At 63.2% G+C, this 2,969-nt stretch carries 3 protein-coding genes; all 3 read left to right on the top strand.

The features are described 5' to 3' along the window. On the top strand, positions 1-426 hold a 426-nt coding region (locus tag WC683_20520), incomplete at its 5' end, for a phosphatidate cytidylyltransferase (protein ID MFA4974996.1). Positions 427-432: 6 nt separating this feature from the next. Then, complete coding sequence (locus tag WC683_20525) at positions 433-1,578, top strand: 1-deoxy-D-xylulose-5-phosphate reductoisomerase (GenBank protein ID MFA4974997.1); 1,146 nt, start codon at positions 433-435, stop codon at positions 1,576-1,578. Then, entirely contained in the window at positions 1,575-2,921 is a 1,347-nt protein-coding gene (gene rseP, locus WC683_20530) for an RIP metalloprotease RseP (GenBank protein MFA4974998.1), read from the top strand. The genes WC683_20525 and rseP overlap by 4 nt, the downstream gene beginning before the upstream one ends. The last annotated feature ends 48 nt before the right edge of the window (positions 2,922-2,969 follow it).

Consider the following 2,969-nt stretch of genomic DNA (forward strand, 5'->3'; position numbering starts at 1 on the left):
ATCCTGCGCATGCCGAGGGGAAGGGCGCTCATCCTCATCGCTTTGGCGCCCGCGTGTCTGTGCGATATCCTGGGGCTTGCAGCGGGCAAGGCGTTCGGAAGGCGCAAGCTCGCGCCGCAGGTCAGCCCGAACAAGACGGTCGAGGGGCTGATAGGCGCGCTCGCGGGATCGATGATCGGAGTGGCGGCCGTGCGCTTCTTCATGCTCCCGCAGCTGTCGCTGGTGGATTCCCTGATGTTTGCGCTCCTGATCTGGATCGTGTCGCCCATGGGCGATCTGATCGAATCCATGCTCAAGCGCAGTCGCGGGGTGAAGGACTCGGGGCATATCATCCCGGGCCACGGCGGCGTCCTCGACAGGATGGACGCTCTTATATTCACGGCGCCGGCGGCGTTCGCATATTTGAAATACGTGGTCGGGGTTTAAACCATTATGAAAAAAATATCGATACTGGGCAGCACCGGTTCCATCGGCAAGAGCACGCTCGACGTGGTCGCGCGCCATCCCGAGCGGTTCAAGGTCGTGGGCCTGGCCGAGGGCCACGACGTGGAACTGCTCGCGGAGCAGGTGGAGTTGTTCGACCCGATGGTGGTCTCGGTCCGCGACGCGGACTCCGCGAACAGGCTCAAGGGCCTTCTCAGGACGAAGAGGCCCGAGGTCCTATTCGGCATCGAGGGGGCGTGCCAGGTCGCGGAACTCTCCGAGGCGCAGCTTGTAATCTCGGCCATCGTGGGCGCGGCAGGGCTCAAGCCCACGCTGCGCGCCATCGAGGCGCGCAAGAGCGTGGCGCTCGCGAATAAAGAGACCATGGTCGTAGCCGGGGAGCTGGTATCGAACGCGGCCGTGAGGATGGGGATAACGATACTCCCGATCGACAGCGAGCACGCGGCCATACATCAGTCGCTGGCAGGGCACAGGCGCGAGGACGTGACCGCGCTGCTCCTCACCGCGTCGGGCGGCCCGTTCCTCAGGAGCAGCGTCGATGAGATGAGGGTGGCCACGCCCGAGCAGGCGATAGCGCATCCGCGATGGAGCATGGGGGCCAAGATTACGATCGACTCCGCCACTCTCATGAACAAGGGCCTGGAGGTCATAGAGGCGCGCTGGCTCTTCGGGGTGCCGCCTGAGAAGATCAGGGTGATAGTCCATCCCCAGAGCATCGTGCATTCGCTCGTGGAGTACCGCGACGGTTGCGTGATGGCGCAGCTCGGGATGCCGGATATGCGCGCGCCGATCGCGTACGCGATATCCTGGCCCGAGAGGGTCGAGAGCGGCTGTCCCAAACTCGATCTCGCCCGCGTGGCCAACCTCACCTTCGAGGAGCCGGACCATGCGCGGTTCCCCTGCCTGGCGCTGGCGTACGCGGCGCTGCAGGAGGGGCAGTCCATGCCGGCGGTGCTCAACGCCGCGAACGAGGTCGCCGTGGAGGCCTTCCTGATGAGGAGGATCGGTCTGCTCGACATAGCGCGCGTGGTCGAGGAGACGATGAACGCCCATGAGAAGAAGTCCGCCGCTACGTTCGAAGAGATAATGGAAGCCGACGCCTGGGCGCGCAGGCAAGCCGGAAAGGTTTTATGACGATTATTTATTTTATCATCGCCCTAGGCGTCCTGATATTCATACACGAGGTCGGTCATTTCATCACTGCCAAGCGCGCGGGTGTGTTTGTAGAGACCTTCTCGCTCGGCTTCGGGCCCAAGCTGTTCGGATTCAAGTGGGGCGAGACCGAATATCGTATCTCTGCGCTGCCGCTGGGCGGTTACGTCAAGATGCTCGGCGAGGAGCCGGACGAAGAGGGGAGCCTCGATCCCCGCTCGTTCTCCGCCAAGAGCGCGTGGAAGCGCGCGAAGATCGTGCTCATGGGCCCGCTCATGAATCTCTTCCTCTGCCTCGCCGTCATGCCGGTCGTCTTCATGATCGGCCGCTCGGAGCCGGCGTTCTTGAGCGAGCAGCCGGTCGTCAAGGGCATCAAGACGGATTCCCCCGCGCAGCGCGCAGGGCTTGCCGAGGGCGATCTCATCCTCTCTCTCGACGGGAAGTCCATGAAAAACTGGGACGACGTGCTGAGCAGGGTGCTCATCTCCCCGGGCTCCACCATCGACTTCGGCGTGCGGCGCGCGGGCCGGGAGTTTCACGCCGCCGTCACCGTGGAGGAGCTGCCGGAGATGAAGGGCGGCTACGTTGGGATCGCTCCGCTGCCGAATCTGGGCGGCGACCCGTACATAGACGGGGTGAGGTCGGGCGGGCCTGCGGACAAGGCCGGGATCAAGTCAAAGGACCTCGTGATCTCCTATGCCGGAAGGCCGGTCGAGGACTGGCTCGATCTCACGAGGATGATAAACGAGAGCAAGGGCGTCCTCGCGCCGATGGTCGTGAAGAGGGGCGGCGAAGAGATCAAAATCGATGTCGCAGGCGAGTACAACGAGGACTTCGGCCGCTGGATCATCGGCATATCCAAGGACCGCATGAGCGGGGTGCCGATGATCGTGGTGAAATACGGTTTTCTGGACTCCATCGTCAAGGGCACGAAGGAGAACATCAAGCTCGCGCGCATGACGCTCGACGTCCTCTGGAGGCTCGTCACGCTCAAGCTCTCCTACAAGGTCCTGGGCGGGCCGATCATCATCGCGAAGAGCTCTGCGGCGGCCGCTGCGGCCGGCGTCGCGAACTTCCTCTACTTCGTCGCGTTCCTCTCGCTGCAGCTCGGCATACTGAACTTCCTGCCGATACCGGTGCTCGACGGCGGGCAGCTCGTGTTCCTGGGTTGCGAGGCCGTGCTTCGCAGGCCGCTCTCGGTGAGGATCCGCTCCATAGCGCATCACGTGGGTTTCGTCATGCTGATCGGGCTCATGCTGCTGGTCACGATCAACGACATCGAGAGCGTCTGGGGGATACGGAAGATCCTGGGAAAGATTTTCTGAGGACCTGTGAAGATCCTGTCTATCGACACAACCGTGGTCGCCGTCTCC

The organism is bacterium, assembly GCA_041648665.1.
Lineage (GTDB): Bacteria > UBA10199 > UBA10199 > 2-02-FULL-44-16 > JAAZCA01 > JAFGMW01.